General features: G+C 68.8%; 20 protein-coding genes. 8 read left to right on the top strand and 12 right to left on the bottom strand.

What is annotated here, in order from left to right:
• Both GPA25_RS20475 and GPA25_RS20480 read right to left on the bottom strand, forming a co-directional pair.
• Positions 1-573, bottom strand: a 573-nt coding sequence (locus GPA25_RS20475; protein WP_169262262.1) for a branched-chain amino acid ABC transporter permease, incomplete at its 3' end; no start/stop codon positions are given.
• Positions 570-1,451, bottom strand: coding sequence for a branched-chain amino acid ABC transporter permease (locus tag GPA25_RS20480; protein WP_169262263.1), 882 nt, complete (start codon positions 1,449-1,451; stop codon positions 570-572). The genes GPA25_RS20475 and GPA25_RS20480, both read right to left, overlap by 4 nt.
• A gap of 176 nt (positions 1,452-1,627) precedes the next feature.
• Here GPA25_RS20480 and GPA25_RS20485 point away from each other — a divergent pair, with 176 nt between their 5' ends.
• A complete protein-coding gene (locus tag GPA25_RS20485) occupies positions 1,628-2,248 on the top strand; it encodes a trimeric intracellular cation channel family protein (protein WP_169262264.1) in 621 nt (206 codons plus the stop codon).
• Between the two features lie 21 nt (positions 2,249-2,269).
• Here GPA25_RS20485 and GPA25_RS20490 read toward each other — a convergent pair whose 3' ends face one another.
• Together GPA25_RS20490 and GPA25_RS20495 are read right to left on the bottom strand one after the other, a co-directional pair.
• On the bottom strand, positions 2,270-4,912 hold the full coding sequence (locus GPA25_RS20490; protein WP_169262265.1) for a CHASE2 domain-containing protein: 2,643 nt from the start codon (positions 4,910-4,912) through the stop codon (positions 2,270-2,272).
• The gene (locus tag GPA25_RS20495; protein ID WP_169262266.1) at positions 4,909-6,537 is read right to left on the bottom strand and encodes a FecR domain-containing protein; all 1,629 of its coding nucleotides are present in this window, start codon (positions 6,535-6,537) and stop codon (positions 4,909-4,911) included. Before GPA25_RS20495 ends, GPA25_RS20490 begins: the two co-directional genes overlap by 4 nt.
• A 270-nt stretch (positions 6,538-6,807) precedes the next feature.
• Here GPA25_RS20495 and mscL point away from each other — a divergent pair, with 270 nt between their 5' ends.
• On the top strand, positions 6,808-7,227 hold the full coding sequence (gene mscL / locus GPA25_RS20500) for a large conductance mechanosensitive channel protein MscL (protein WP_169262267.1): 420 nt from the start codon (positions 6,808-6,810) through the stop codon (positions 7,225-7,227).
• Between the two features lie 11 nt (positions 7,228-7,238).
• Here the strand turns inward: mscL and GPA25_RS20505 are convergent, their stop codons facing one another.
• The 7 genes from GPA25_RS20505 to GPA25_RS20535 form a co-directional block, all read right to left on the bottom strand.
• Positions 7,239-7,955 carry a response regulator transcription factor gene (locus GPA25_RS20505; protein ID WP_211163256.1) on the bottom strand — a complete coding sequence of 239 codons (717 nt, stop codon included), beginning with the start codon at positions 7,953-7,955 and terminating at the stop codon, positions 7,239-7,241.
• 71 nt (positions 7,956-8,026) lie between these two features.
• Complete coding sequence (locus tag GPA25_RS20510) at positions 8,027-8,668, bottom strand: MBL fold metallo-hydrolase (RefSeq protein ID WP_169262268.1); 642 nt, start codon at positions 8,666-8,668, stop codon at positions 8,027-8,029.
• Between the two features lie 92 nt (positions 8,669-8,760).
• Positions 8,761-9,864: a molybdenum ABC transporter ATP-binding protein gene (gene modC, locus GPA25_RS20515; protein WP_169262269.1), complete on the bottom strand. Its 1,104-nt coding sequence runs from the start codon at positions 9,862-9,864 to the stop codon at positions 8,761-8,763.
• Positions 9,865-9,890: 26 nt separating this feature from the next.
• Positions 9,891-10,562: a molybdate ABC transporter permease subunit gene (modB, locus tag GPA25_RS20520; protein ID WP_169262270.1), complete on the bottom strand. Its 672-nt coding sequence runs from the start codon at positions 10,560-10,562 to the stop codon at positions 9,891-9,893.
• Between the two features lie 13 nt (positions 10,563-10,575).
• A complete protein-coding gene (gene modA / locus GPA25_RS20525) occupies positions 10,576-11,331 on the bottom strand; it encodes a molybdate ABC transporter substrate-binding protein (protein ID WP_169262271.1) in 756 nt (251 codons plus the stop codon).
• A gap of 438 nt (positions 11,332-11,769) precedes the next feature.
• The gene (locus GPA25_RS20530) at positions 11,770-12,141 is read right to left on the bottom strand and encodes a hypothetical protein (RefSeq protein WP_343035027.1); all 372 of its coding nucleotides are present in this window, start codon (positions 12,139-12,141) and stop codon (positions 11,770-11,772) included.
• A gap of 212 nt (positions 12,142-12,353) precedes the next feature.
• Positions 12,354-13,964: a methyl-accepting chemotaxis protein gene (locus GPA25_RS20535; RefSeq protein ID WP_246265948.1), complete on the bottom strand. Its 1,611-nt coding sequence runs from the start codon at positions 13,962-13,964 to the stop codon at positions 12,354-12,356.
• A gap of 551 nt (positions 13,965-14,515) precedes the next feature.
• Here GPA25_RS20535 and GPA25_RS20540 point away from each other — a divergent pair.
• From GPA25_RS20540 to GPA25_RS20565, 6 genes are all read left to right on the top strand, one after another.
• Positions 14,516-15,463 (top strand): phosphate/phosphite/phosphonate ABC transporter substrate-binding protein, encoded by a 948-nt coding sequence (locus GPA25_RS20540; RefSeq protein WP_246265949.1) that lies wholly within the window; start codon positions 14,516-14,518, stop codon positions 15,461-15,463.
• Between the two features lie 15 nt (positions 15,464-15,478).
• Entirely contained in the window at positions 15,479-17,551 is a 2,073-nt protein-coding gene (locus tag GPA25_RS20545; RefSeq protein ID WP_169262273.1) for a putative bifunctional diguanylate cyclase/phosphodiesterase, read from the top strand.
• Positions 17,544-18,122, top strand: a complete 579-nt coding sequence (locus GPA25_RS20550; protein ID WP_169262274.1) for a hypothetical protein — start codon at positions 17,544-17,546, stop codon at positions 18,120-18,122. Before GPA25_RS20545 ends, GPA25_RS20550 begins: the two co-directional genes overlap by 8 nt.
• Positions 18,119-19,216 carry a c-type cytochrome gene (locus GPA25_RS20555; RefSeq protein ID WP_169262275.1) on the top strand — a complete coding sequence of 366 codons (1,098 nt, stop codon included), beginning with the start codon at positions 18,119-18,121 and terminating at the stop codon, positions 19,214-19,216. The genes GPA25_RS20550 and GPA25_RS20555 overlap by 4 nt, the downstream gene beginning before the upstream one ends.
• A complete protein-coding gene (locus tag GPA25_RS20560; RefSeq protein WP_169262276.1) occupies positions 19,213-20,793 on the top strand; it encodes a SulP family inorganic anion transporter in 1,581 nt (526 codons plus the stop codon). Before GPA25_RS20555 ends, GPA25_RS20560 begins: the two co-directional genes overlap by 4 nt.
• 82 nt (positions 20,794-20,875) lie before the next feature.
• The gene (locus GPA25_RS20565; RefSeq protein WP_169262277.1) at positions 20,876-22,513 is read left to right on the top strand and encodes an ATP-binding domain-containing protein; all 1,638 of its coding nucleotides are present in this window, start codon (positions 20,876-20,878) and stop codon (positions 22,511-22,513) included.
• Here the strand turns inward: GPA25_RS20565 and GPA25_RS20570 are convergent.
• Positions 22,510-23,058 (bottom strand): ProQ/FINO family protein, encoded by a 549-nt coding sequence (locus tag GPA25_RS20570; RefSeq protein WP_169262278.1) that lies wholly within the window; start codon positions 23,056-23,058, stop codon positions 22,510-22,512. The two genes, GPA25_RS20565 and GPA25_RS20570, sit on opposite strands and share 4 nt — an antisense overlap.
• Between the last annotated feature and the right edge of the window lie 67 nt (positions 23,059-23,125).

The following is a 23,125-nucleotide window of genomic DNA, read 5'->3' on the forward strand; positions in this document are numbered from 1 at the left end:
CCCCAGCCGCGACCCCACCCAGCGCCGGCAGCACAGCCACGCCAACCCCAGCGCCACCAGGCTCACCGCCGCCTGCGCCGGCGCCGCATCGGCCACCCAGCCGCCCAGCCCCAGGGCCGGCACCGTCAGGCCGGCCGCGCCGCGGGTCAGCGACTCCCAGCGCCCCAGGCCTTCCTCGACGATCAGCGCGAAGGCCAGCGTGCTCATCGCGAAGTACAGCCCGCCGAGACGCCGCGCCGGCAGGCTCGCCAGCCAGCCACCGGCAGCGCCGAGCGCGATCGCCAGCGGCACGGACAGCGGCGCCGGCACGCCGCGCAGGTTCAACACCGTCTGCGCATACGCCCCGAGCGCCAGCAGCGCGCCCTGACCGAGCGAAATCTGGCCGCACTGGCCGACGATCACGATCAGGCCGAGGCCGGCGATCGCATAGGTCATCACGAAGGCCGCCTGTGCCAGTGCGTAATCCAGGCCCAGCGCCCACACCGCGAGCGCCGCCGCGCCGGCGAGCACGAGTGCCGGCGGCAGGCGGCTGTGCCTTGCGTCCCCCGCGCTCGCACCGCCGCCACGCCTCATGGCCGTCCCCGCAAGCCGCCGGCCAGGCCGCCCGGAAACAGCAGCAGCGCGAGCATCAGCAACACGTAGGGAACGACGTCCTTGACGCCCTCCGGCAACGCCAGCCCGGCCAGCGCCTCGACCACGCCCAGGAACACGCCGCCGGCGAGCGCCCCCGGCAGGCTCGTCATACCCCCCAGCACCGCCGCCGGAAACGCCTTCAAGGCCACCAGCCCCATGTTCGTATGCACGAAAGTGATCGGTGCGAGCATCAGCCCCGCGATTGCCGCCAGCCCCGCGCCGAGCGCCCATGCCAGCGTGTGCATGCCGGCCACCGACACGCCCATCAGCGCTGCCACCGGGGCGTTCTCCGAGCAGGCGCGCAAGGCCAGCCCCGCCCGCGTGAAGCGGAAAAACAGCGTCAGCCCCAGCGCCAGCGCCGCCGTCGCGACGATCACCGCGACATGCTCGGCCGCCAGCACCAGTGCGCCCCATTGCAGACTTTCACCGGCAAACGGCAGCGGCAGACGGTGCATCGAATGGCTCGCGGCGGGCACCGAGCCCACCGCCCCGCGCAGCAGCATGCCGAGGCCGAAAGTCAGCAGCAGCGCCGTCAGATGCGCCTGCCCGAGCGCGCGGCGCAGCACCGTGCGCTCGAGCAGCGCGCCGAGGGCCACCATGCCCGCCACGCCCCCCGCCGCCGCCATCGGCAGGGGCCAGCCGGCCGCGCGATGCAGCGCCAGCACCGCGAACGCACCGGCCATCAGCAGTTCGCCCTGCATGAAGCTGACGGTCTCGGTGGCCTTGTAGATCAGCACGAAGGACAGCGCCACGAGCCCATACACGCAGCCGATGGCAAGGCCGCTGGCGAGCACCTGCACCAGGGCTAGCGCGGACATCGCCACGCACCGGAGGAAGCGCCGGCGCTTGCAGCGTGCCGCATGCCGGCAGTGGGGAAAATCATGCGCGTCCTCATGGGGGTCGTCCGCGGCACGACAGCGGCGGACCGAAGCGCGCATTATGCCAAGCTGCGCCCGGCCGCGACCGCCGGCCGCCAGTGCTATCCTCGCGCCCCATGATCGCCATCGACACCCTCATCTACAGCATCGGCCTCGCCGGCGTTGCGGCCCAGGCCGCGGCCGGCGTGCTGGAGGCCGGGCGCAAGCCCTTCGACATGTTCGGCATGGTCGTCGTCGCGCTTGCCGCGGCCCTCGGCGGCGGCTCGCTGCGCGACCTGCTGCTCGACCGCAAGGTGTTCTGGATCGCCGACCAGAGCTACCTGATCACCGCGCTGGCGGCGGGCGTCGCGGCCTTCGCGCTGGCGCGCGTGGTGCGCCTGCCGGCGCGGCTGTTCCTGCTGCCCGATGCGGTGGGGCTGGCGCTCTTCACCGTCAGCGGCACGCAGGCGGCGCTGGCGCTCGACGCGCCGTGGCTGGTCGCGAGCCTGATGGGGGTCGTCACCGGCGTGTTCGGCGGCATCGTGCGCGACGTGCTGTGCAACGAGGTGCCACTGGTGTTCACCGGCGAGCTCTACGCCACCGCCTCGTGGGCCGGCGCCTTGCTGCTGGTGGCGCTGGGCACGCTGGAGGTCTCGCACGGCTGGGCAGCCCTGCTCGCCGGCGCCCTGGTGCTGTTGATCCGGCTGGGCGCGATGCGTTTCGGCTGGCGTCTGCCGGTGTTCAGCGCACGCCTCTAGGCTCCGGCCCCTGCAGGCGACTCAGGCGGCCGGCAGGGACAGCGTGAACACGCTGCCTTCACCGGGTCGGCTGCTGACACTGACCGAGCCACCGTGACGTTCGGCGACCGTGCGCACCATCAGCAGGCCCAGACCGACACCGCTGAGGCGACGGTTTTCCGCGGTGTTCAGGCGCGAAAAGCGCTGGAACAGCCGCATCTGCTGCTCGGGCGGGATGCCGATGCCGGTGTCCCCCACCGTCACCGCCCAGCCGCTTGGGCAGGCCGCCAGCGACAGCGTGATGCGGCCGCCCTGCGGCGTGTATTTCACCGCATTGGTCAGCAGATTGACGATCGCACGGCACAGCAGATCGCCGTCGCCGCGCACCCGGCGCAGCGCGTCGTCGTCGGCCAGCGCGATGTCGGTCGCCAGCGTCACGCCCTTGGCGCGCGCCAGCGCCCACACCTGATCGGCCGCGTCCTGCACCAGCATGTCGAGCGACAGTTCGCTGAAACTCGCCGGATCGACCCCCTCCGCGCGCACCAGGCGGAACAGGTCATCGGCCAGCGTCAGCGCGGCGCGCGCATAGCGCTCGACCCAGCCGAGGCGTTCCGCTTCGGGCGACCCGGGCGGCGGCGCCGTCACAGCGCCGCGGGCAGCCCCGACCAGCGTCAGGATCGACGCCAGCGGCGCGCGCATGTCGTGCGACAGGAAGTGCATCGTATCCTCGCGACTGCGCTGCGCCTCGTGCAGGGCGCTGATGTCGGCCAGCCCCACCACCGCGCCCAGCGGCTGCCCGGTCTCGTCGAACAATCCCGCGAGCGAGGCCAGGACGACGCGGCCGTTGTCGAGTTCCACTTCGATCTGCTGCGGTGCGACGGCACGGTCGGTCGCCACGCGTTCGAGCGGCGCCCCCGCCTCCGGCCACGGCATTGCCCCGAGCGTCGCCCGCAGCGCCCACGGCTCGGACACGCCGAGGAGTTCCGTTGCGCGCCGATTGACGAGACGCACCTGGCCCGTGTGATCGATCACCACGGCCCCGACCGGCAGGCCGTCGAGCGCATCGGAGATGAAGCGCTGCAGGTCGCGCTGACGCCGCGCCGCGTCGCGCACCACCGCGATGCGGGCGCCGAAGCGGTCGAGCGCCGGGGCGGCCGCCGCAGATGGCAGGATCATCGCGAGGTGTTCGCCGGTTTCGCGCAGGGCCGCCAGTTCGTTGTCGAGATAGTGCTGCGTGGCCTCCAGCCGGCGCCAGCTCCACAGCGGATAGGCGAGCAGGCACGCGAGCACCGCGCCGGCCGGCGGCACCCAGGTCTGCCACGCCAGCAGGGCCACCCACGCAGCCGCCAGTGCGCCGAGCGCGAAGCCGAAGGCGGCCAGCAGCGCCAGCCGCGGGCCGCTGCGCAGCATCACCAGCATCAGCCCGCCCAGCAGCAGGCTTGCCAGCGCGCCATCCAGCGCATTGGGCAGCGAGTGGATCGCATCGCCGCGACGCAGCGCGCTGAACACCGTCGCGTGCAGCTCCACGCCCGGCATCGGACGCGCATGGCCGGAGGTCGGCGTCGGCACGATGTCGCCCATGCCGACCGCCGAGGCACCGACGAACACGACCGCCCCGCGCAGCGCCCCGTCGGCTAGCGCACCGCGCAGCACATCGACGTAGGAAATGTAGCGGTAGGTACCGGGCGGGCCGGCGAAGGGGATGCGCATCCAGTCGGCGCGCCGCCATCCGGGTGCGTCGATCGGCGGTGGCTCCGGGTAGCGCAGCGCCAACTGCGGCGCCGCCAGCGACAGCGCCGCCAGCGCGAGCTGCGGGTAACGCGGCGCGTTCATGCCTTCCCACAAGTACACGCTGCGCGCGATGCCGTCGGGGTCGAGTTCGATGTGGATGTGCCCCAACGCCGCCGCAGCCTCGGCAAACATCGGCGCCGGCAGTGCTTCGCCGTCGCTGCGCGCGGCATGGGTCGCGTGCGTCACCGGCAACACCACCCGGCCGTGCGCGGCAATCGCGCGTGCCAGCGCGGCGTCGCCGGCACTTTCGCGCCGCCATCCGGGTGCGTCGATCGGCGGTGGCTCCGGGTAGCGCAGCGCCAACTGCGGCGCCGCCAGCGACAGCGCCGCCAGCGCGAGCTGCGGGTAACGCGGCGCGTTCATGCCTTCCCACAAGTACACGCTGCGCGCGATGCCGTCGGGGTCGAGTTCGATGTGGATGTGCCCCAACGCCGCCGCAGCCTCGGCAAACATCGGCGCCGGCAGTGCTTCGCCGTCGCTGCGCGCGGCATGGGTCGCGTGCGTCACCGGCAACACCACCCGGCCGTGCGCGGCAATCGCGCGTGCCAGCGCGGCGTCGCCGGCACTTTCCTCGGGTGCCGGCTCATGGAACATCACGTCCATCGCCACCACCTGCGCGCCGAGCGCCTTCAACCGCTCGAGCAGCGCCGCATGCACCGCGCGGCGCCACGGCCAGCGGCCGATTTCGGCGAGGCTGCGGTCGTCGATGGCGACCACGACCACGTCCGGATCCGCCGGAATCCGCCGCGTGACCATCGCCGCATCGTAGAACACCCCGTCGATGCGCCACAGCCAGCCCTGCCCGGTCACCAGGCCGGCGAACCCCATGCACAGCACCGTCACGACCAGCCATTCGACGAGCGTGCGGCTGAACGGCGATCCTGCGCGCGTCACAGCACGAACAGCAGCGGCAGGGCCAGGAGCCACCACGGGAACTGCGCCGGCACGACGACTTTCTGCGCGCCGGTCCAGGGGCTGATGAAACCGTCGGGATCGATCGCGCGCACGCGCATCCAGTAACTGCCGGCGCCCGGACGCGGCAGGCTCGCATGCGGCTCGGGCACCGCGCCCTCGTGCAGCGGCGCGGCGAAGCTTTCATCGGCGGCGAACTGATAGTCGAAGCGCTGTTCCGGCTCGCCCTTCCAGCGGAATTCCAGCGTGTCGCTGCCGATCGCCGGCGGCTCCGGCGCCTGCGGCAGCGGGCGCACGACAAAGCGCGCGGCGGCGCTCCACGGGCCGCGGTCGCCATCGGCACGCACGCTGGCAAGACGCCAGCGGTAATTGCCGGGCGCCAGCTCGGCACGGTAAGCCGTCTCGCCCAGGCCTTCGACATCGGCGAGCGGCGCCGCGAAATCCTCGCCGGCGCTGAGCTGCAGGCGATACGTCGTCGCCTGCGGCGCCTGCGTCCAGCTGAAGGCGACGCCACCGGCACTGGCCTTGCCGCCATCCCCCGGTGCCCCGAGGAATGGCGGCTCCGGGCGCGCCTTCAGCCGGAACGCGTGGGTGGTGTCGCGACCTTCGAGGCCCTGCGCGTCGATCGCGCGCAGCACCAGGCGGTAGTCGCCGTCGGCGAGTCCCGCAATGCGTGCCGGGCCGCTCGCCAGCTGCTGGCTTGCCAGCACCGGCGCATCGGGCCGGTCCTCGGCGACCTCCAGACGCCAGCCGTGCGCGCCTGCCATCGCCGGCAGCGGGATGCGCAGCAGCGGCTCCTCGAACAGCGTCGGCAGGCCCGCGGCCGACGGCGCCGGCAAGAGCGGCACGGCCTGCGGCAGCCCGGCCCCGACACGCGCAACGAGCCCGAAACCGGCCGCCAGCTCGCGCACGGCCGCGCGACGGCCGCGCTCCCCCGCGCGGCTCACGGCGACGCGCCCTGCGGTGACCTCGGCGCGGCTCGCACCGTCATCGACGCCGACACGGAATTCGGTGCCCCGCACGCCGATCACCGCCGTCGGCGTATCGACGCGGTAACGCGCCGCCGGCCCGCGCTGCGGCGCGACGCGCGATTCGACACGCCCCTTGTCGAGCCGCACACGCACGTCCTGGGCCGCGGTGCCGGCATAGCCCTTGAGCGTATCGACACGCAACGAGGAGCGCGCCGGCAGCACCAGCCGCGAACCGTCAGGCAGGCGCAGCACGACATGGCCATCGTCCCCGGTATCGAGTGCCGAGCCCGCGCCCAGCGTCTCGCCGGCGGCCAGCGCCCGCCCGTTGGCGCGCGCCTCGCCGACGACCGCGACGACTTCGGCACTGCGCGGCTGGGCCCGCAACAGCGCGACCGGAATGCGCAGTTGGGTACCGACGGGAATGCGGTAGGGATCGGCGACGGCGTTGAGCTTCTGCAAGCGCGACCAGTGCGCAGGATTGGCGAGCAGGGTTTGCCCAAGACCGATCAGGGTGTCGCCGGCACGCACGCGGTAGCGGATTTCGTCACCCGGCGCGGCGGCGGCCGCGCCGCAGAAACTCGCCAACGCCAGCACGGCCAGGCCCGGCAGCAGCGGCCGGCATGCAGGATGCACCATATTCGCCCCTTACCAAGGTCCGAGCGCCGCAGCTGCTCGCTCGTCAGAATGCGAGTTTAGCGACTCCGGGCGATCAGCGGCACGGGATATCCTGCCGCCATCCGACGAATGCGCGCCGAAATATGCAAAGAATGGCAAACTGGCCGCGCCAGACTGCGGTGCATGCCGGTTTCGTCATTGAGCCGCATCGTGTACAAGGGCTAAGATCCGGCAATCGCGGCACGTCCGTGGATGCGAGCGTCAATCACTCACTGAGGGAGGTTATTGAGAATGAGTTTCCTGCGCGAGTTCAAAGAGTTCGCCATGCGCGGCAACGTCGTCGACCTGGCGGTCGGCGTGATCATCGGCGGTGCGTTCGGAAAGATCGTCGATTCCCTGGTCAAGGACATCGTGATGCCCGTAGTGGGCCGCCTGCTCGGCGGGGTGGATTTCCGTCACCTCTACGTGAACCTCGGCGACAATACCTTCGAAACGATGGAAGCAGCCGAGAAGGCCGGCGCACCCCTGGTGAAATACGGCGCATTCATCAACACGACGATCGATTTCATCATCGTCGCCTTGGCAATCTTCGTCGCCATCAAGGTGATGAACCGCCTCAAGCGCGCCGAGCCGCCGCCCGCACCGCCGGCGCCCGATTCCGACGAAGTGAAACTGCTGCGCGAGATCCGCGACGCACTCAAGCGCAGCTGAGCGCCGCCCGTTCAGTCGGGCGTGGCAAGATCCTCGCCCGCCTCGGCTTCCATCCGCTCCAGGCGGTAGCCGAAGTTGTATGCCGGCGCCAGGCGGAAACCCCGCTCGGGGCGCAGTTCGAGCTTGGTGCGCACGCGGCTGATGTGGGTGTCGACGGTGCGCGTCGCCACCATCGGGTTGCGCCCCCACACGGCTTCCAGCAGATGGCCGCGCGACACCAGGCGACCGATGTTGCGGAACAGGAACGCCGCGAGATCGAATTCCTTTTCGGTCAGATCGAGCGGCAGCCCGTCCATCTGCGCCTGCTTGTGGGCGAGGTCGAAACGGTAAGGCCCGACCTCGATCAGCGGCTCGCCGCCGACGGTGCGCCCCCGCCGCGTCACGGCCTCGACACGTGCCAGCAGTTCGCGGTGCCGCAAGGGTTTGACGATGTAGTCGTCGGCACCGCCATTCAGTGCGGCAACGACATCCTCTTCGGCATCGCGCGCGGTGACAAACACCACCGGGGCGTCGTTGTTGCGGTCCTTGCGCAGCCACTCCAGCACGTCCTGCCCGCTCAGTTCGGGCAGGACGCTGTCGAGCAGGAAGAAATCGAAGCTCTCGCGCGCGACGATACGCATGAAATCGCGCGCATCCGGAAAACAGTGCACATCGTGCCCGGCGTCGCGCAGCCAGATCGCCAGCATCTCGCTTTGCAGCAAGTCGTCTTCAAGTATCGCGAATCTCAAGCTTGCCTCCCGGCTTTGGCCAGCCACCCGCGGCCCCGACGGGCCGGTGCTGCGGACTGCGGGGGATGCGCTCAGGCGTAATCGCCGACATACGGATTGTGCGCGCGCTCGTCGCCGAAGGTGGACGTCGGGCCGTGGCCCGGGATGAAGCTCACGTCGTCACCGAGCGGGAAGAGCTTTTCGCGGATCGAGCGGATCAGCGTCCCGTGATCGCCCTTGGGGAAATCGGTGCGGCCGATCGAGCCGGCGAACAGCACGTCGCCGACGATCGCCAGACGCGCATCGGCATGGAAGAACACGACGTGGCCCGGCGTGTGACCCGGCGTGTGGATCACCCTGAAGCTTTCGTCGCCCACGGTGACGGTATCGCCCTCATGCAGCCAGCGGTCCGGCTCGAAGACCTCGACATCGGGGAAGCCGAACATCTTGCTTTGCTCGGGCATGCCGGCGATCCAGAAACGGTCCTCCTCCTGCGGCCCCTCGACCGGCACGCCCAACTCGCGCGCGAGTTTCGCAGTGCCGCCGGCGTGGTCGATGTGGCCGTGGGTGATGAGGATCTTCTCGATCGTCACACCCAGCTTGTCGGCCGCGGCGCGGATGCGTTCGAGATCACCACCGGGGTCCACCACCGCCGCCTTCATTGTCTTGTCGCACCACACGATGCTGCAGTTCTGTTCGAAGGGGGTCACGGGAACAATGCGCAACTGGATCATGGTGGGGAAATCCGTTTGGGTAGCATGCTAGTTTAGCGTGCATCGCAGGGGCGCGCAGGCTCCCGGCGAACAAAGACCGGCGCGGCACGCCCTCAGCGCAACAGCGCCACGCCTTTCACCTGCGCGAACACCTCCATGCCCGGCGCGATGCCGAGCTGCACCGCCGAGCGCCGCGTGATGCGCGCGAGCATCGCGCTGCCGCCGAGCTCCAGGCGCACCAGCGTGCGCCCCGCATCGGCCTCGTCGAGCGACACGACGCGCGCCGGCAGCACGTTGAGAATGCTCGATTCGTGGCGTTCGGACAGCGCAAGGCTGACGTCGCGCGCCAGCACGCGCGCGCGCACCTGCGCGCCAATGCGCGTATCGAGACCGGTGATCCACAACGGCAGGCCGCCGAACTCCAGTCGCGTCAGCGCGTAGGCCTCGTCGTGCGCGGCGACCCGCGCGTCGATCACGACGAAGGCGTCCTCGCCATGCGCCAGCGGCAGGTCGAGGCGCGGCATCACCTCGTGGATGGGGCCCGCCGCGAGTACCCGGCCGCCGTCCAGCAGCACGAGGTGGTCGGCGAGCCGCGCGACTTCCTCCGGCGCGTGGCTGACATACACGAGCGGGATGTCGAGTTCGTCGTGCAGGCGTTCGAGATAGGGCAGGATCTCCGCCTTGCGCCGCGCATCCAGCGCCGCCAGCGGCTCGTCCATCAGCAGCAGGCGCGGGCTGGTCGCGAGCGCGCGGGCGATCGCGACGCGCTGGCGCTCGCCGCCCGAGAGTTTTTCCGGCATGCGCTCGAGCAGCGGCTCGATGCCGAGCAGCGCGATCGCGTGCTCCAGCGACACGCGCCGCGCCGCGGCCGCCACCCGCTTCATGCCGAACTCCAGGTTGCGCCGGACCGACAGGTGCGCGAACAGGCTGGCCTCCTGGAACACGTAGCCGAGCGGGCGCTGGTGCGTCGGCAGGAACACGCCGCGCGCGTCGTCCTGCCACACCTCGCCGCGCACCGACAGGTAACCGCCGGGCGCGCGCTCGAGCCCGGCAAGGCAGCGCAGCAGCGTGGTCTTGCCCGAGCCGGACTGGCCGAACAGCGCGCTGACGCCGCGACCGGGCAGCTGCACGTCGGCGTCCAGCGCAAAGCCGGGCCACGCGACGCGAAAGCGGGCGTGGATCGCCGTAGCGGCGGCGGACACAGACGTGCTTGGCATCACCGTCGCGGCAGCGCCCGCGCTGGTCATCGCGTGACCCCGCGCTTGCGGCTGTATAGCGCGAACAGCACAAGGAAGCTGAACACCAGCATGCCGGCCGACAGCCAGTGCGCCTCGGCGTATTCGAACGCCTCGACATGGTCGTAGATCTGGACCGACACCACGCGCGTCTTGTCCGGGATGTTGCCGCCGATCATCAGCACCACGCCGAACTCGCCCACCGTATGGGCGAAACCGAGCACCGCGGCGGTCACGAAACCGGGACGCGCGAGCGGCACGACAACGCTGAAGAAGGTGTCGAGCGCGCCGGCGCGCAAGGTTGCCGCGACCTCCAGCGGCCGCTCGCCGATGGCCTCGAAGGCCTGTTGCAGCGGCTGCACGACGAAGGGCAGCGAATACACGACCGAACCGACGACCAGGCCGGCGAAGGTGAAGGGCAACACACCCAGGCCCAGCGCCTGCGTGAGCTGGCCGACCGGCCCGTGCGGCCCCAGCGCGACCAGCAGGTAGAAGCCGATCACCGTCGGCGGCAGGACCAGGGGCAACGCGACCACCGCGCCGATCACGCCTTTCAGGCGCGAGTGCGTGCGCGCGAGCCACCACGCGAGCGGCGTGCCGACGACGAGCAGGATCGCGGTCGTCACCGCCGCGAGTTCCAGCGTCAGGCGGATCGCCGCGAAGTCGGCCGCACTCATCATCGCTCAGTACGCTTCACAACTCGTAGCCGTAGGACTTGATGATCGCCTGGGCCTTCGCGCCGCGCAGGTAATCGGCCAGCGCGCGCGCCGCCGGCTTGTCGCGCCCGGCGGCGAGGATCACCGCATCCTGGCGCAGCGGCTCGTGCAGTTCGGCCGGCACGCGCCACGCCGAACCACCGGCGAGGCGGTCGTCTGCCCACACCTGCGACAGCGCGACGAAACCCAGTTCGGCATTGCCCGAGGCGACAAATTGGTAGGTCTGGGCGATGTTCTCGCCGGTCACGAGCTTGCCGGCCAGCGTCTCGGCGAGCCCGAGCCGCTGCAGCACCGCCAGCGCGGCCGCGCCATACGGCGCGGTCTTCGGGCTGGCGACGGCAAGATGATTGAAGCCGCCGCGCTTGAGCACCTCGCCGCGCTCGTCGACCAGCCCGGCCTGCGGCGACCACAGCACCAGCCGGCCGATCGCGTAGGTGAAGCGGCTGCCCGGGACGGTCGCGCCTTCCTGCTCCAGGCGTGCGGGGGTTGCCTCGTCGGCGGCGAGCAGCAGCTCGAACGGTGCACCGTTACGGATCTGCGCGTAGAACTTGCCGGTCGCGCCAAACGCAAGCTGTGCCTTGTGGCCGGTATCGCGCGCGAACTCGGCGGCGATCTTTTGCATCGGCGCAGTGAAGTTCGCCGCGACCGCGACCTGGATTTCGGCCGCATGCGCCAACAGCCCCGCAGCGAGCAGCATCAGTCCTGTCAACAGCCGGCGAATGCGTGAAACCATCGCGAAACTCCTGATCGGCGTCAAAGCACCTGGTTGGCCGGTATCGCAGACGGCGCGGATCACACTCGATTCGGCACCACGACCTGCCCGGCCAATACCTTTAGCGAATAGCATGCCATGAGCTCACGGCCGCGGGGCCGCCAATTTTCAAGGGGTTTCGAACAGGGCGCAGACCTCGCCATGTCACGATTGGCACAATTCCCGCCAAACCCGACAAGCGCGCACCATCCCGCAGAAGCGGCTTCAGCCGCGAACAATCCGGGGCACGACGTTTCGCGGCTGAAGCCGCTCCCGCGGGGCCAATCAAGCTCCGTGGCGTCGGTCACGTCCCGCCAGGTCTGCGCGGCCGGCGGCCAGGCGAGGCGTGAACGCGGGCGGTGCCCGGTTCACGCTGCAGCGCAGGCAGGCTTTCCCGGGGGTCACCCCGGGCGCTGCGGCTTACTTCTTGACGCTGATGCTGGCTTCTTCGACCAGCAGCGGATACGTGTAGCCCGAACCGAAATCGCGGTCGAGCTTGACGAGGCCGGTGACGACGACCTGGTCGCCCACGGCCGCGGTGTCCTTGCTGGTGACGATCAGGTTGTTGCTGTTCTGGTCGCCGGAGCCGTCGCGCACGTGCACGAAGTTGCGCCCCATGATGCCGTTGTTGACCTTTGCGACCTTGCCTTCCACCTGCACCGATTTGCCGGCCAGTTCCGCCTTTTCCTGGTGCACGGCGGCGACGGTCTTGACTGCCGCATCGGCGGCAAACACCGCGGGCGCGCCCAGGCCGACCAGCCCGGCAAATACGAGAGCGAGAACTTTCTTCACAAACAATCTCCTGCTATTGGGTCCGCTTGCGGACAAGTGAGCGATGAATGCAGCGCGGCCATTGTATACCGCCCGCGCGGCCGACGGCCCGCCGAAGCATGCTGCATGAATTGCGCGAGGAGCGAACGCACCCCGCGCAGGAGGCTGGCGGCAGTGCGGCCGGCCCACGGACGGGCCCGGCCGCGGCTCCATCGCGGAGCCGGCGCCCGGGTTCAGGCCAGGCGGAAGCGGTTCGCCGTGACCTGCAGTTGCCCGGCGACGGCTTCGAGCTGGTGCGCCGCCGACGCCGTTTCCTTCACCGCGGCGCTGTTTTCCTCGCTCATCTGCGCGGTCTGCTCGACGCGCCGCGCGATCTCGTTGCTCGCCGTGGACTGTTCGTGCAGCGCGCTGGTGATGTCCTCGACCGCGGACATGACGTGACGCGACTGCTCGGTGAGCGAATTGATCGCACTGCCCGCCTCTTTCGACAGCGAGTCAACGCTGTCCATGTGCGCCACCACCTTCTCCATGCTGGCGACCGCGTCACGCGTGACGCCCTGGACCTGTCCGATCATCGCCGTGATTTCCTGCGTCGACTTGCCGGTGCGCTCGGCCAGCTTGCGCACTTCGTCGGCCACGACGGCGAAGCCGCGGCCCTGCTCGCCAGCGCGTGCGGCTTCGATCGCGGCATTCAGCGCGAGCAGGTTGGTCTGGTCGGCAATGTCGCGGATCACGGCGACGATCGACGAAATCTGGTCGGAGAAGCCGCCCAGCTGCCGGATCTGCTCCGCCGTGCGCCCCACCGCCCCGGCGGTGATGCGGCCGTTGTCGACCATGCGCGTGACGATCGCATGGCCTTCGGCGGATTTCCGGCCGGATTCGGAGGCTGCGGAGCGCACCTCTTGCGCATGATCGGAAACCTGCGAAATGCTGACCGACATTTCCTCGACCGAAGCCGCCATCGACGAGGCGGCCTGCGCCTGCTGTTCGGTGGCATCGGACAATTGCGAGGTCGTCGCGGCGAGTTCTTCGCTCATCGAGCCGAGACCTTCGGCATGGTCCTGCAGGTGCTTGGCGATGTCGCGCAGACTGCGCTGCATCGCGTCACAGGATGTGAGCAGCTGGGCGAATTCGTCCTTGCCCGAGACATCGACCGCTTGCGACAGATCACCGGCTGCGATGCGTCGCGTCACTTCCTGGGCCTTCGCGAGCGGCCCAAGGATCGAGCGCACGACGAATGCCGCATAGATCGCCAGCGCCGCCGCGGTGACCAGCGCGATGATCGCCACTTCGAACAGGGTCTTCGAACGCATCTCGTCGAACGCCGTGTCGGCGTCGGTCGCCTCGCGTCCCATCGATACCGCAACCGTCGCAAGCTGATCGCGGATGCCGCGCACCGCGGCGTCGGCCTCGTCGTCGATCGCGCGGATCTCGGCATTCACTTCATTCTCGCTATTCAGAATCGGCAGCAAACGCTTCTCGAACAGCACAATCATTGCCTCGACACCTTTTTTGGCCTCGGCAACCGCCCGCCGCTCGTCGGCGGTGTCCGCCTCGGTCGCGAGGCGATCCAGATCGGCCGTCGCCTCGCTGCGCAAGGCCGCGAAATCCTTCTTCGCCTCATCCAGATCGCGATTGATGATCGTATCGGCGAAGATCTGGTAGAACTGCGCCCCGAGCCAGGAGGCTTCGGCCGCGTGGGTCTGGGTCTGGGTCTTCACGAAGCCCTCGTCCTGCAGACCGGCGAGGTGACTCATCCGGTACAGGGCCATCCCCATCAGCGCGCTCAGCGTGACGAGCGCGATCGCAACCATGGCGAACAAACGGTATTTGACACTCATCATGTATCCCTTGCTGTTAGCTAAGTTTGGCTGTCGCAGGCGAGCGCCCGTGCAACGTGAATCGATGCGTTCCGATAACCTTATCGTCCTCGCGGGATAAGACTTGAATCTTTTTCGCGGCCGACTACCCGAATTGGGGCGTCCGCTTCCGGCACCAGCAGCAATGACCGTGCCCACGCTGCCCGCTTCATGATATTCGCATCATGACATTCTTTGCGATCCTTGGGGCAGTGCGCCCGCCGCGGTCCGCCCCACGACCAGAAAATCCGGGTCATCGCCCGTTCTCCGTGTCGGATCCCGGCATTCGGGCCCTGAAATCCATTGCCGCCCCACTCATGCACCTGCGCACGAAACCGACACAGCGAGGTCGCGACGAGCGCCGCATCACCGGTCGCCGCCGCCGTCCGGCATCCCGCCCGCAGTCGCGGGCGTGCGAGCACGTGCGACACGGATCACGGCGTACACGCCCGCGGTCGTGTAATCTTAAACATCTAGAAACAGAATCGCGGGTCGTCACGGTGACGGCCTAGTCGATCGGCAGGGAGACAACAAGAATGACCGATGTAACGAACGGCGTGGCGGCTGTCAGGCGGCTGCGGTCCGATGAGCATTGCGCGGGCGGGGATCCCGTTCGCCGTCGCGTCGTGCTCGGACTGCTGGCGACGCTCGGCCTGACGCTGGCCGAACAGTCGATTCCCGCCGCCCGGGCCGCCGACGCACCGCTGGTGATGGGGATCTTCCCGCGGCGTCAGGCGACGCTGACCACTGAACTCTACGCGCCGCTGGCCGCGTATCTCACCCGCGAGCTTGGCCGCGAGGTCCGGCTCGTCACCGCGAAGGATTTCGACGCGTTCTGGGACGGCGTCGAGCAGCGGCGCTTCGATATCGTCCACTACAACCAGTTCCACTACGTCCGCTCCGCCGACAAGTACCGCGTCATTGCGCACAACGAGGAGTTCGGCACCGGTACCGTGGCCGGGGCGCTGTATGTCAGAAAGGACAGCGGCATCAACTCGATCGCGCAGCTGCGCGGGCGCAAGATCGTGTTCGGCGGTGGCACGGACGCGATGATGAGTTACATCCTGCCGAGCTACCTGCTGCTGCAGGCCGGCCTGCAACCCGCCGACTACGAGACCGTGTTCTCGAAGAATCCGCCGAATTCGCTGATTTCGCTGTATCACGGCCAAGCCGATGCGAGCGGAGCCGGCGACATCCTGATCGATCTGCCGGTCGTGCGCGACGCGATGGACACCAGCACCGTCACGCACCTCGGCATGACCGAGCGGGTGCTGCACCTGCCCTGGGCGGTGCGCAAGGACATGCCCCAGGCGCTCGGCGCGCGCATCCAGACGCTGCTGGTGGGACTGCAGGCGCGCGAGGACGGCCGTGCGATTCTCGCCCGCGCGGAGATGACCGGCTTCGGCGCGGCGCGCGACGCCGACTACGATCCGCACCGCCGCATCATCCACAAGGTCATGCCGGCAATCGACATTCCGCGCTGAGTACGGAGAGCGCCGTTGCGCCTTGCGACCAAGTTCATCCTGATCGTGGCCGGAATCCTGTCGGTCACGCTGGCACTGAACGCCTATTTCTTCCTGCACAGCCAGAACCGCATTCTGGAGCAGCAGCTCACCGAGCGCGGCCGTGTGCTGGGCCATCTGATCGCGCTGATCAGCCCCGAGGCGATCCTCGGGCTCGACTTTCTGACGCTCAACGAATACGCGCGAGAGGTCAGCCGGCAGCGTGACGTCGTCTATGGCGTGATTGTCGACAACGACGACAGGCCGCTGACGTCGTATGTGAATGGCAACGACCCGCTCATCCGTACCAGCCTCGGCGTGGACGGGCCGGCGCCGGACCATCTGCCGCCGCCCCGCCTGCAGACGCTGATACAGCAGCTCGCACACCTGCCCGACGTGATCCCGACCGAGTTTCCGATCCTCCACGACGGGCGCCTGCTCGGCCGCCTGCGGGTCGGCATCAGCCGCGAGGTGCTGGCGACCCAGGCGCGCGAGCAGTTGGTGCAGCAGTTCGGCATCTATGCGGCGATCATCCTGTTCCTGAGCGCCGCGATCTATCTGGTGTTCAAGTACAGCGTGATGCGTCCGGTGCAGCGCCTGATGGAGGTCTCGCAGGATCTCGGCCGCGGAGAATTCACACTCATTCCGGTGACGTCCGGCGACGAACTCGGCCGACTCGGCGAAACCTTCAATGCGATGACCCACGCGATCCAGCGCGAACAGGCGAAGCTGCACTATCAGGCCAATTACGACGCGCTGACGGCACAGCCGAACCGGATGCTGGCGGTCGAGCGACTGCAGCAGGAGATCCGCTCGGCGCACCGCCAGCAGCAGCGCTTCGCATTGATGTTCATTGATCTGGACGACTTCAAGATCGTCAACGACACGATGGGACACGCCGTCGGCGACCGGCTGCTGGCGCATGTCAGCACGCACATCCGCGCGCGCCTGCGCGACGAGGACACGCTGGCGCGCCTCGGCGGAGACGAGTTCCTGGTGCTGTTGCCGCGGATCGGTCAGGCCAGCGATGCGCGGGACGTCGCCGGCCGGTTGCTCGAGGCTGTCTCGGAACCGGTCGCCCTGGACGGGCGCGAAGTGGTCGTGCATTGCAGCATCGGCATCGCGCTGTACCCGGAGGACGGCGAAACGGTGGAGGCGCTGATGGCCAATGCCGACAACGCGATGTACCAGGCGAAGAAGCCCGGGCGGACGCCGGTCTGTTTCTTCACCGCGGAGATGAACGCGCAGGTGCGCGAGCGCCTGCAGCTCGAACAGGATCTGAACAAGGTCCTCGCGCGCGGCGAGCTGCAGCTCGCGTTCCAGCCGATCTTCCGCGCCGACGACGGCGCCTACGTCGGTGCCGAGGCGCTGCTGCGCTGGCGCCATCCGGAACAGGGTTTCATCAGCCCGGCGACCTTCATCCCGCTCGCGGAGAGCACCGGCCAGATCGTCGCGATCGGCGAATGGGTGCTGCGCGAGGCGGGCCGGCAGCTGCGCCGTTGGCTGGACGCGGGACTCGCCCCGGGCTATGTCGCGGTCAACCTCTCGCGCGTGCAACTGCGCGAGGACCTCGAGCAGCTGATCGGCGCCGTGCTCGACGACAATGCGCTGCCGCCGCATGCGCTCGAGCTGGAGATCACCGAGAACATCCTGCTCGACGACCACCAGCAGATCAACGCGGTGCTGGGGCGGTTGCATGCACAGGGGTTGCGCTTCAGCCTCGACGACTTCGGCACCGGCTATTCGTCGCTCAGCTACCTGCGCCGCTTTTCGTTCGACACGTTGAAGATCGACCGCAGCTTCGTCGCGCCGTTGTGCGAGGACGCCGAAGCGGCCGCGCTGGTCCGCGCGATCGTCGCGATGGCGCATAGCCTTTCGCTGAAGGTCATCGCCGAGGGCGTCGAGACCCGCGCGCAGCTCGGATTTCTGCAGGGTTTGGGCTGCGACTATCTGCAGGGCTATCTGCTGTCGCGCCCGCTCGACACCGATCACTTCACCGCGTTCCTGACCCGGCTCGCGTGCGAATCGGCACCGTGGGGCGACTGCCCGCTCGCGCTCACCGATGGATAGGCTCCCGGACGCCGCCCTCGCCGCCGTGCATGACCGGCGGCGCGCCGCGCGGCAGGCTCGCCGCATCGTCTTGCTGCGCGGCGCGCTCGCCGCCGGGCTCGTGATCGGTTTCGCGCTGTGGGCGCATTTCGGTTCGGGCCGTCCCGGATTCTCACCGCGCGTGAGCCCCGAGCCCGGCTGGGGTGCGTTTCGCGCCGCGTACGGCGTCGACACGTTCGGCCACGACGGCTACTTCGTGCGTGCGGTGCAGAACGGCTACAACCTCGTGCACCACACGCACAAGTATGCGTGGCGCTTCACGCGCAAGGGCGCGCTCGACCGTCCGAATGCGTGCATCGATTGCCACAGCGCCGAGTCGCTGGCGTACGCGTTCGCAACCGGCGACCGCTTCGAGGCGCGGCTCGACCGGCGCGTGTCCTTCGAGGAGCGCGTGATACGCTGCTACGCCGGGCACCTCGACGGCTTCATCCCGACGATCTACGATCCGGCAGTGCGCGACATCCGCATCTTTGCGCGCATGGTCGCCCACCATCTGCAACTCGGCGAGGGCGCACCGGAGCGTGCGCCGTGAAACCGCTCGCTCCAGGGTGGAAAAAGGCCGCGCGACTCGCGCTGCTGGTCGGCGTACTGCTTGGGCTGTACGCCGTCGCGGTCGCGCGCCACGACGAACGCGCACGGATCCGGCAGCAGCCGGTGCGGCTGACCCCGGGCTGCGCCGAAAAACTCTCGCGCTACGGCCTCGAGGCCGGTCGCCACTACGTCTCGCCGTACGCGCTCGCACGCACCGGGCAGGCGGGCGTCCGGCAGGGCTACAGCGACGAGGACGTGCGCGCGATCCAGCGCGGCTGCAACATCATCGACGACCTGCAGGGGCAGCAGGCGGCGGACCCCGCGCGCGAACGCTGGAACGCGGCCCGCTTCGTGCGCGGCACGCATACCAGCTGCGACCACTGCCACCAGGGCATCGGCGACAAGCAGACGGCCGCCGGCGAGCCGCAGTCCGGTTCACTGAGCCTCGCCGCGTCGTGGGTCATGGCCGACATGTACGACCAGTTCACCGGCATCCTGTTGCCCTACGAGCTGCGCCAGATGCAGTGCTACATCAACTCGTCGAACGGCTACAAGCCGAACGTCGCCGACGACCTGATCCGCGACGTCACCGCGTACAGCCGCTTCCTCGCCGCGGCGCTCGACCTGCGCTTCGGCAACCGCTATGCGGAACAGGGGATCGACGAGGTGACCGCGTCGTCGACGCTCAAACGCGGCGACGACTATGTGCGCGGCGCCGCGCTGTTCCAGGAAAAGTGCGCGCGCTGCCACGGCCCGCAAGGACTCGGCACGGTCGTCGACGGCCGCGTGCTGTTCCCGGCGGTGGCCGGTCCGAACGCCTTCAACCTGCAGTCGCGCAACAACTTCTCGTTCGTCTCGACGATCCTGCCGGGTTTCATCTGCCGCAACATGCCGCCCGGCGAGGAAGGCACGCTGAGCAGTCAGGACTGCCGCGACATCGGCTTCTACATCAGCAACCTGCCGCGGCCGGCCGGCGACAAGCAGGGGCCGCTCGCGGCACTGTGGCAGCAGCTGATGATGCGCGTGATGCCGACGCTGGTCCGCAGCGTCGAGGCCTGGCAGCGGCCGCAGGAATCGGGAAGAGCCGGAACATGAAGAGCGCCGCGCTGACCTGGATGGCGCCGCGCGCAGGGGCCTTCGGCAACGAGGTGCTGATCGGGCTGACGCTCGCGATCGTCGTGCTGCCGCAGGCGATCGCGTTCTCGACGACGCTCGCCGGGCTGCCGTCGTATTTCGGCCTGTACTGCGCGACCTGGGGCGTGCTGTTCACCGCGCTGCTGAACCCCTCGCGGGTGTTCCACGGCGGCCCGAACAGCACGCTGTCGGCGGTCGTCGGCGTGACCCTGCTGCCGGTCGCGCCACAGTTCGGGGCCGACTACATCGGCTACGCGCTGACACTGTTCCTGCTCGCCGGGCTGATCCAGCTCGTGTTCCTCGCCGTCCCGCCGCTCGGCCGCATCCTCGACTTCGTCAGCGAGCCGGTCGCCAACGGCATGATCTGCGGCATCGGCCTGTACATGGTGTTCAAGTCGTTCCCGGCGTTCGCCGGCCTGCCGATCAACACACAGGTCGAATGGCGGCTGTGGATCGCCTGGCAGAGCTTTCTGGCGATGCTCGAGATTGGCAACATGCACGCGATCCATATCGGCCTGATCACGCTGCTGGTCACCGTCGTGCTGCGCCAGTTCGAGGCTTTCCGCAATTGGGCGATCCTGCTCGGCATCGTCACCGGCACGCTGTATTCGGAGTTCCTCAACGCGCGCCTGGGCCTCGCCGAGACGCTGATCGAACAGACCGCGAACGTCTCCGCGACCGGCTTCGTGTATCCGTCGCTGCCGCTGTTTGCGCAGGAGGCGATGCCCGACATCATCAGCATCATCCCCGGCGCGGTCACGCTCGCGCTGCTGGGCCTGTTCCAGACGGTCGCGGCGATGCGGCGCATGAACCGCAAGAGCGGCCAGTTCGTCGACGCCCGCCACGGCATTTTCGCCGACGCTCTGAGCAACTGCGTGCTGCCCTTCCTGTCGGCGCTGCCGACCTGCGCGTCGTTCAACCGCATGTCGCTGATGCACGCGATGCACACCGGCAGCCGGCTCGCCGCGGTGTCGTCGGCGCTGATCCTGCTCGCGCTGGTGAGCTTCTTCGGCGAGTACATCGCGATCATCCCGGTGCCGGCGATGGCCGCGATCATCATGGTGGTCGGCGCCAACATGATCGACTGGGCGGACATCAAGGCGCACTTCCAGCACCGCCCCGAGGCGATCGTGTTCAGCGCGTCGTTCCTGTCGGTGCATGTCTTCGGCCTGTTCGGCGCGGTGATCTGCGGTTCGCTGCTGGCGCTGGCGTACGCGAAGTGGGAGAAAGCGCACCCCAACGTCACCCTCGAACGCAACGTGCTGCGCATCCGCGGCAACATCTACTACGGTTCGCTGCCGGTCATCGAGTCGCTGTACCACCGCGCCAACAGCGACAAGCGGTACGCCGAGCTGATCGTCGACTTCTCCGCCGTCCATCACATCGACCCGGAAGGCATCCGCTGGCTCGCCGAGATCGGCAAGAACGGCAAGGTTCGTTTCGCCGACCGGCGCAGCGGGCAGGACCGGCGCACCGGCTCCGCCGATCGGCCTGCCGAGCGCAAGCGCAAGGACAGGCGCCGCCGGCAGACGCTGTAACCGCCGCGGCCGGCATACGCCCGCCGCCACGGCGCCGCGCTGCGGGTTAACATGCCGGTCGTCAGGACTCCCGGCGCTCACGATGGCACGCATACACCCCGAAGGATGGCGTCAGATTCCCGCCAGCGGTGCGCTGGCGCGCGAACTCGAGACGCTGGCAACGCTCGCCGAAAGCTTGCCCGACGACCACGCGGTGTATCACGGCATCCACTGGACGCGGATCAATCGCGACCATGCGCTGTTCGGCGAGATCGACTTCATCGTCGTCGGCCCGAGCGGCAAGCTGCTGCTGATCGAACAGAAATCCGGTTTCCTCGACGAAACGCCGGACGGCCTGGTCAAGACCTACGCGAAGGCGAAGAAGAACGTCAGCGTGCAGATGGCGCGCAGTGCCGATCACCTGCGCGAGCGCCTGACCGTCTTCCTGAAGGGCCATGCGGCCAGGCTCGACACCCTGCTCTACTGCCCCGACTACACCGTGCGCCAGCCCGGCAGCGCCGGCCTCGACCCGGCACGCATCGTCGATGCCAGCCGCCGCGAACATCTCGCCGCGATCGTGCAGAGCCTGTTGCGCGACGAGGTGCGCGACCGCGTCGTGCTGGACAACATCGAGCGTTTCCTCGCCGACCAGCTGGAGCTGGTGCCGGAAGTGAATGCCATCGTCGGCCAGGCCGAGGCGCTGTACACGCGACTCGCCGGCGGACTGGCCGAATGGGCGCGGCGCATCGAGATGACGCCGTTCCGCCTGCGCGTCACCGGCACCGCCGGCAGCGGCAAGACACAACTGGCGATGGCGGTGCTGCGCGATGCGCTCAAGGCTGGGCGCCGACCGCTATACGTCTGCTACAACCGCCCGCTCGCCGACCACATCGCGCTGATCGCGCCACCCGGCGGCGAAGTCGCGACCTATCACCAGTTGTGCGACCGTGTGTTGCGCGCGCACGGCGAGATCCCGGATTTCTCGCGGCCGGATGCCTTCGCGCGGCTTGAAGCGGCATTCCGCGAACTCGATCCCGGCGATGCGTGGCGTTTCGACGAGCTGATCGTCGATGAAGGCCAGGATTTCCGCGAAGAATGGCGCGACGCGCTGCTGCGCCTGCTAAGGCCCGACGGTCGCGCGTGGTGGCTGGAAGACCCGTTGCAGAATCTCTACGGCCGGCCCGAGGTCGCGCTGCCGGGCTGGGTGCGCATCACCAGCGAACGCAACTACCGCAGCCCGGGCGACATCGTCGCGGCGCTGAACCGCATGCTGCCGCTGGCGCAGCCGCTCGAGGCGGGCAGCCCGCTCACGGGTTCCGACGTCGAGATCCTGAGGTGGAAGGATGCGACGGAGCTGATCGATCAGACCAAGCGCGCGATGACCCGCGCGATCGGCCTCGGATTCCGCCGCGAGATGATCGCGACGATCACCTTCCGCGGTCGCGAGCATTCGCTGTTCACGCCCTTCGACCACCTCGGCCCGCACCGGCTCAAGGCCTTCACCGGCACCTACGACCTGCTCGGCAATCCGGTGTATACGGACGGCGACTTCCTGATCGACTCGGTCTACCGCTTCAAGGGCCAGGCCGCGCCCTGCGTGATCTTCACCGAGATCGATTTCGCCCAGCTCGACCCGCTGACGGTGCGCAAACTCTTCGTCGGCGCAACGCGTGCGGGCATGAAGCTGATCCTGGTGGTGTCGGAACAGGCGGCACGCCTGCTCGCGGACTCTGTCGATTAGCCCTTGGAGAACTTGCCGAGCAGCTGCTGCAGCTTCTCGGCCTTGCGGCGTTCGGCTTCTTCGGCCTCGCGCTTGGCCTTTTCGGCGTCGAGCACGGCCTTCTTGCGCTTGGCGGCTTCGGCGAAGCGGTCCTTCAGCGTCTGCCTGGCGTGGGCGCGCTGTTCCTCAGTGACTTCGCCGTCTTCCTTGCCGTCGAGGTCGAAGCGCGCGGTAGCCTTTTCCATCGCCTTCATGTAGCGCGTCGAGGCGGTGTGCATGCGCATCGCGCTGCGGATCACCTTGCGGTCGAGTTCGGGGAAGCGCTCGGCGATGGCCTTGTCGATGCGCAGCGCCAGCGGCCTGACCTCGCGGAAGGTCGGCGAGGCTTCCTGCAAGATCTGCAGCAGGCCGCGCGCGTCGATCTGCGACTTGCCTGCAGCCGGCTCGCCGGGCTGCTGGTCGGCTTCGGCAGTTTGCGATTCGGCGGTTTGTGATTCGGCTTGCTGCTCAAGCTGCTCGTCGACTGGCGGGTCGAGCTGCTCTTCGGAATGGATGTCGGTATTCATTGAAGGAACGGGCGTGGGCGACGGACGGAATTTTGCATGATCGCATGAAATGCCGGGTGATAACCGC

This window comes from Aromatoleum diolicum (assembly GCF_012910955.1).
Taxonomy (GTDB): domain Bacteria; phylum Pseudomonadota; class Gammaproteobacteria; order Burkholderiales; family Rhodocyclaceae; genus Aromatoleum; species Aromatoleum diolicum.

Bases quoted from the DNA above. Each gene is read 5' to 3' on its own strand.
- GPA25_RS20480 (WP_169262263.1), bottom strand. From the start codon at position 1,451: ATGTCCGCGCTAGCCCTGGTGCAGGTGCTCGCCAGCGGCCTTGCCATC.
- GPA25_RS20485 (WP_169262264.1), top strand. From the start codon at position 1,628: ATGATCGCCATCGACACCCTCATCTACAGCATCGGCCTCGCCGGCGTT.
- GPA25_RS20495 (WP_169262266.1), bottom strand. From the start codon at position 6,537: ATGGTGCATCCTGCATGCCGGCCGCTGCTGCCGGGCCTGGCCGTGCTG.
- mscL (WP_169262267.1), top strand. From the start codon at position 6,808: ATGAGTTTCCTGCGCGAGTTCAAAGAGTTCGCCATGCGCGGCAACGTC.
- GPA25_RS20510 (WP_169262268.1), bottom strand. From the start codon at position 8,668: ATGATCCAGTTGCGCATTGTTCCCGTGACCCCCTTCGAACAGAACTGC.
- modC (WP_169262269.1), bottom strand. From the start codon at position 9,864: ATGCCAAGCACGTCTGTGTCCGCCGCCGCTACGGCGATCCACGCCCGC.
- modB (WP_169262270.1), bottom strand. From the start codon at position 10,562: ATGATGAGTGCGGCCGACTTCGCGGCGATCCGCCTGACGCTGGAACTC.
- modA (WP_169262271.1), bottom strand. From the start codon at position 11,331: ATGGTTTCACGCATTCGCCGGCTGTTGACAGGACTGATGCTGCTCGCT.
- GPA25_RS20535 (WP_246265948.1), bottom strand. From the start codon at position 13,964: ATGATGAGTGTCAAATACCGTTTGTTCGCCATGGTTGCGATCGCGCTC.
- GPA25_RS20540 (WP_246265949.1), top strand. From the start codon at position 14,516: ATGACCGATGTAACGAACGGCGTGGCGGCTGTCAGGCGGCTGCGGTCC.
- GPA25_RS20550 (WP_169262274.1), top strand. From the start codon at position 17,544: ATGGATAGGCTCCCGGACGCCGCCCTCGCCGCCGTGCATGACCGGCGG.
- GPA25_RS20560 (WP_169262276.1), top strand. From the start codon at position 19,213: ATGAAGAGCGCCGCGCTGACCTGGATGGCGCCGCGCGCAGGGGCCTTC.
- GPA25_RS20565 (WP_169262277.1), top strand. From the start codon at position 20,876: ATGGCACGCATACACCCCGAAGGATGGCGTCAGATTCCCGCCAGCGGT.
- GPA25_RS20570 (WP_169262278.1), bottom strand. From the start codon at position 23,058: ATGAATACCGACATCCATTCCGAAGAGCAGCTCGACCCGCCAGTCGAC.